The sequence below is a fragment of the Pseudomonas sp. HMWF006 genome (genome assembly GCF_003061205.1).
Lineage (GTDB): Bacteria > Pseudomonadota > Gammaproteobacteria > Pseudomonadales > Pseudomonadaceae > Aquipseudomonas > Aquipseudomonas monsensis.
Genome location: NZ_QAIU01000578.1, coordinates 12,270 through 17,079, shown reverse-complemented (window position 1 = coordinate 17,079; position 4,810 = coordinate 12,270). Strand labels below are relative to the sequence as shown.

Below are 4,810 nucleotides of genomic sequence, written 5' to 3'. Positions count from 1 at the left end.
AATCGCCGCGTCACGTTGGGCGAACTGACGCGAATCGCCGGTATTTCGGTGGCGCAACTGGAGCGCTACTGCAAGCGCGTCTTTCACCTGACGCCACGACAGATGATTCAGAAGGTGCGCCTGGAACACGCCCATCGCTTGCTGCACACCGATTTGCCGATCACCGACGTCGCGCTGCAATGCGGTTACACCGACCACAGTGCCTTCACCCGCCAGTTCAAGGCCTCCACCGGCTTCACCCCCCGCGAATATCGCCAGGCGACATCGCGCTGAGATCATCGCCTGCGTTCCCATGCAGCCCCAACCGTAAGAAATCCAACCTGTGGTGAGGGGATTTATCCCCGCTGGGCTGCGCAGCAGCCCCAAAACCTGCCCACTCATTCCTTCAGGCATACCGAGTATTCAGATTTACGACTGCTGCGCAGCCGAACGGGGATAAATCCCCTCGCCACAGGTGCTTGCCTGACTTCAGGTCAGCCCGCTCAGAGCAGGACCGTCAGCCAGGCGGAAAGCAGCAGCAACAGCGCCAATACCGCATTCATGCGCTTGAACGCCTGTGGGCTGCCGAACAGCCGTGCACTGCCGACGCCAAGCAGCGCCCAGAACGTCATGCAGGGCAACGACACCAGCAGAAATGCCAGCGACAGCACCAGCAAGCGCACGGTCTTGTCACCACCACCGACAAACACACTGACCACTGCCACGGCCATCATCCACACCTTGGGATTGACCAGTTGCAACATCGCCGCACCGAGTACGCTGAACCCTTCATCTTGTGCTTCGGTCGAGTCCAGGGCCGGGGGCGCACTGCGGAAGATCTGCCACGCCAGCCAGCTCAACCAGAGCACGCCCGCCCAGGCCATGGCTTGTTGGACGCGGGGCAAACGCGACAGGGTTTCGCCGGCGCCGAGCCCGACCACCAACACGATCAATGCCGCCGCCGCGCAGGCCCCGAAAATGATCGGCAATGTTGCGCTCAGTCCCCGACGCGAACTGTGGCTCAACACCAGAATATTGGTCGGCCCCGGAGTGATCGAAGCCACGAAAGCAAACAGTAGAAAGGGCAGCAATGACGCCATGATTCGGATTCCTGAATGTGAACACAGGTCTCCATGATCGTCAGCTGGCGTGCGTCAGTCTGGAAGGTTTGAGCAGCGCTTGCGGTAGTCCGCTGGCGTCAGTTGGTAGGCGCGCTTGAACCAGCGGCCCAGGTGGCTTTGATCGGCGAAGCCGAGCACGCTGGCGACCTGCGCCGGCGACTCGCCACGGGCCAGCAACTGACGCGCCTTGGCCAGGCGCAACTGGATCAGATAAGCGTGCGGCGCCAGCCCAAAAGCGGCCTTGAAGGCGCGGGTCAAACGGAAGCGATCGACCTTGCAGGCGTTGGCCAGTTGATCCAGGCCGATATCATCAAAGGCGTGAGCATGCAGGTAATCCCGGGCCACTTGGGCCACCAGCGGCAGGCGCGGATCGAAATCCTGGCGCTTGCGCCAGTCGAGATGGCGGGTGAGCGAAGCCAACAGGCTGTCGATGGCTGTCTGGCGGACGATGCGCAAGTCGCCGTCATGCAGGGCGTGGAAGGCCTGATTGATCGCCGTGGACAGGCGCGGGTCCTGGCTCAAGGTATCGGCAAAACCGGGTTGAGTGTTGGCCGGGGCGTCTTCGAACAACGCGTGCAGTTCGCGCTCCAGCCAGTGCGGATCAAGGTACAGCATCGAATAGGTGAACCCGTCGTCCGTGGGGGCCTGACCGTCGTGGATTTCCCCCGGTTCCAGCAAAAAGACCTGGCCCGGCGTACTGCGGTGGCGCACGCGGCGGCAATTGAATTGCTGCACACCTTGCTCGGTCACGCCGACCAGAAAACTGTCATGCCAGTGCGGGTCATAGGCATGCCCCTGAAAATGGGCACGAATCGATTCAATCCCGGTGTCGACATCCTGGGACAGCTCGATCCAGTTGCGTTTATCCACGGCAGGCTCCAGAGATCAGCATGAACGGTGCGGCCCGATAAAATACCGCGCAATGACGACCGGCGTTTAGAAGATTTGTGCAGGTCGACAACGGCGAACGGCTAGACTCGGCAGACTGACGACCTCCTTGCGACAGGTAAAACGCAATGCGCAAAACACGTTTGCCCCGATGCCGCAGGTGGGTCTTGCCGACCCTGATCATCGTCAGCCTGGCGCTGGGCACGGGGTGTTCCAGCCGCAAACACTATCCACCTTCGGGCATCGGCGACAGTTGCTACGCCAAAGCGGTGCCGACGGTGGGCGAAGGCGGTCTGGCGTGGGGTTCGAGCCTGAATATGGCGCGGCAGAAGTCGATGAACAATTGCATCCGGTATGCCGGGCGTTCCGGTGGCACTCCGGACACCTGTCAGGTGGTGCTGGCCAAGTGCAGGTAGGGCATTGACATGATTGCTAAAGGCAAATATATAGTTGCCTTAGGCAATCATTCGAGCATGGGTCATGTCCAGCACCGATCTGTTCCAGCACGCCGACATCGTGCGCAGTTTCAACCGCTTCTATACCCAGCAGATCGGCGTGCTGCAGGAGCATCTGCTGCAGAGCGAATACTCGCTGACCGAGCTGCGCATCCTTTATGAACTGGCTTCGCGTGGTGACCTGACCAGCGCCGACCTGCGCCAGATGCTGAGCCTGGATGCCGGCTACATGAGCCGCCTGATCAGCGGTTTCGAGAAGAAGGGCCTGATCCAGAAAGTCCCTTCGCCCACCGATGCCCGCGCAGCTCTACTGCACCTCACCGAGCTGGGCCGGGAAATCCTCGTCCCCCTCGAACAAGCTTCCCGCGAACAAGTGGTCGCCATGCTTCAGCGCCTGACCGAGCCGCAGCAACAACAATTGCTCGGCGCCATGACACTGATCCAGACGCTTTTGCAGAACCACCCGGACTCGACCTACGTGCTGCGTGATCCGCAACCCGGCGACATGGGCACGGTGATGCAGCAGCAGGCCGCCCTCTATAGCCGTGAGTACGGCTGGAACTCGGAATTCGAAGCGTTGGTGGCCGAGGTCATCGCGAAATACCTGCGTGACTTCGACCCGGCTTGCGAGCGCTGCTGGATCGCCGAGAAGGACGGCAAGGTTATCGGCTCGGTATTCGTCGTGCGACAGGATGAAACCACCGCGAAACTGCGCATGCTCTACGTTGACGCCAGTGCCCGGGGACTGGGCATCGGCCGTCGCCTGGTTGATGAGTGCCTGCGCTTTGCCCGGCAGATCGGTTACACACGAATGACCCTGTGGACTACCAGCAACCTGACGGCGGCGCGCCAGATTTATCAGAAGGCGGGGTTTGAATTGGTGGAAGAGGAGGCGGTCAATCGTTTCGGCAAGGCACTGGTCAGCCAGACGTGGGCACGTGATTTGTAGGGGCCGATGGCAAACAGCCTGACCGTTCAGGTCGCTTGCGCGACGATGGCCATGTCCGGTTTCAAGCGACGATGGCCGTACAGCGCAACGCCGAGCACGATCAGGCCGGCGACCAGCGCGACGATCGCCCCCTGGCGGGCGCCGAACTCATCCACGACTTGACCTGTTGCCGCTGCGCCCAGCGCGACGCCCACGCCAAGCCCTGAAATCAACCAGGTCAATGCTTCGGTCAGACGCTCGGGCGCAACCATCTGTTCGGCAAGGGTCATTGCCACGATCAGGGTCGGGGCAAAAAACACCCCTGCAACCAGTACGGCCAGTGACAACCCGAGCACATTGCTGGCCCATAACAACGGCACAGTCGTGATGGCCGTCGCCAACCCGCACAGTAGAAACAGGCGTGATAAAGGCACTTGCAGTTTCATCGCCCCGAACGTCAGGCCGGCGACGCAGGAACCCAGGGCATATGCCGACAACACGATACTGGCGGCGACGGGCTGGCCTTGAGACTGGGCAAAGGCCACGCTGACCACATCAATGGTGCCGACAATCATGCCCATGGCCACCATCAACAGTGCAAGGATGCGAATGCCACCCACGCGAATCATCGACGTCTGTGGCACCCCGGAGGTCGCCCGAACGGGTGGTTCGCTACCCCGCTGGCTGACGAAGGCATATACCCCGATGGCCAGCAACAACGCTGTCACCAGTGGTCCAGCCTCGGGAAACAGCGCCACACTCAGACCCACCGCCAGTGGCGGGCCGACAATAAAAGTGACTTCGTCCAGCACCGATTCCAGGGCGTAGGCAGTGTTCAGTTTCGCTGTGCCGCGGTAAATCAGTGTCCAGCGCGCCCGGGACATCGCGGACATGCTGGGCATGAAGCCCGACATTACGGCACCCACGAACAGGGTCCAGTCCGGCAACTGCCAGTAGGCACAGGCCGGCAGTGCAAGCAGGCCGGCGCAACTGATTGCTGCAGCGCCCGGGAGTACCTGGCGTTGCCCGAAGCGGTCGACCAGCCGCGAGATCTGTGGCGCCAGCACCGCGAGCGTCAGGGCGAACGTGGCCGCCACGGCGCCCGCCAGCGCGTAATTGTCCCGCATCATCGCCAGCATGGTGATGATGCCGATACCGGCCATGGCCAGCGGAAAACGGGCCACCAGACCCGCCAGGGCAAAACCGTGAGTGCCAGGTTGGGTGAACAGTTCACGGTAAGACTTGACCATCAGCGCACACTCTCCTGGGCCGATTGACTTGCCTGCAATGGCTTCAGCGCTGAAAATGCATACGCTGCGTATGTGAGGGAATTTATTGACGTACGCGACGTATGTCAAATGATTTGAGGAGTGCCTGATGGTTCGTCGAAACCGTGCCGAAATGATCGAAGATACCCGTGCCAGGTTGCTTGCGGCCGG

At 61.3% G+C, this 4,810-nt stretch carries 7 protein-coding genes; 4 read left to right on the top strand and 3 right to left on the bottom strand.

Translation table 11 applies throughout. The features are described 5' to 3' along the window. Window positions 1-273, top strand: a 273-nt coding sequence (locus tag DBR24_RS33945) for a helix-turn-helix transcriptional regulator (protein ID WP_256591864.1), incomplete at its 5' end; no start/stop codon positions are given. A gap of 209 nt (window positions 274-482) precedes the next feature. Here the strand turns inward: DBR24_RS33945 and DBR24_RS26555 are convergent. Both DBR24_RS26555 and DBR24_RS26550 read right to left on the bottom strand, forming a co-directional pair. Then, window positions 483-1,079: a LysE family translocator gene (locus DBR24_RS26555; protein WP_128616199.1), complete on the bottom strand. Its 597-nt coding sequence runs from the start codon at window positions 1,077-1,079 to the stop codon at window positions 483-485. A gap of 54 nt (window positions 1,080-1,133) precedes the next feature. After that, entirely contained in the window at window positions 1,134-1,970 is an 837-nt protein-coding gene (locus DBR24_RS26550; protein WP_128616198.1) for an AraC family transcriptional regulator, read from the bottom strand. Between the two features lie 146 nt (window positions 1,971-2,116). Between DBR24_RS26550 and DBR24_RS26545 the strand changes: the two genes are divergently transcribed. Both DBR24_RS26545 and DBR24_RS26540 read left to right on the top strand, forming a co-directional pair. Beyond that, window positions 2,117-2,404, top strand: coding sequence for a hypothetical protein (locus tag DBR24_RS26545; protein WP_128616197.1), 288 nt, complete (start codon window positions 2,117-2,119; stop codon window positions 2,402-2,404). Window positions 2,405-2,468: 64 nt separating this feature from the next. Continuing rightward, window positions 2,469-3,392 carry a bifunctional helix-turn-helix transcriptional regulator/GNAT family N-acetyltransferase gene (locus DBR24_RS26540; protein ID WP_128616196.1) on the top strand — a complete coding sequence of 308 codons (924 nt, stop codon included), beginning with the start codon at window positions 2,469-2,471 and terminating at the stop codon, window positions 3,390-3,392. Window positions 3,393-3,418: 26 nt separating this feature from the next. Here DBR24_RS26540 and DBR24_RS26535 read toward each other — a convergent pair whose 3' ends face one another. Next, window positions 3,419-4,621, bottom strand: a complete 1,203-nt coding sequence (locus tag DBR24_RS26535) for an MFS transporter (RefSeq protein ID WP_128616195.1) — start codon at window positions 4,619-4,621, stop codon at window positions 3,419-3,421. 127 nt (window positions 4,622-4,748) lie between these two features. On the opposite strand from DBR24_RS26535, the gene DBR24_RS34960 reads away from it, so the two are divergent. Continuing rightward, the coding region (locus DBR24_RS34960) for a hypothetical protein (RefSeq protein ID WP_371921365.1) at window positions 4,749-4,810 on the top strand (62 nt) is incomplete at its 3' end.

Coding starts and splice junctions, on each gene's coding strand:
- DBR24_RS26555 (WP_128616199.1), bottom strand. CDS start 1,079: ATGGCGTCATTGCTGCCCTTTCTACTGTTTGCTTTCGTGGCTTCGATC.
- DBR24_RS26545 (WP_128616197.1), top strand. CDS start 2,117: ATGCGCAAAACACGTTTGCCCCGATGCCGCAGGTGGGTCTTGCCGACC.
- DBR24_RS26540 (WP_128616196.1), top strand. CDS start 2,469: ATGTCCAGCACCGATCTGTTCCAGCACGCCGACATCGTGCGCAGTTTC.
- DBR24_RS26535 (WP_128616195.1), bottom strand. CDS start 4,621: ATGGTCAAGTCTTACCGTGAACTGTTCACCCAACCTGGCACTCACGGT.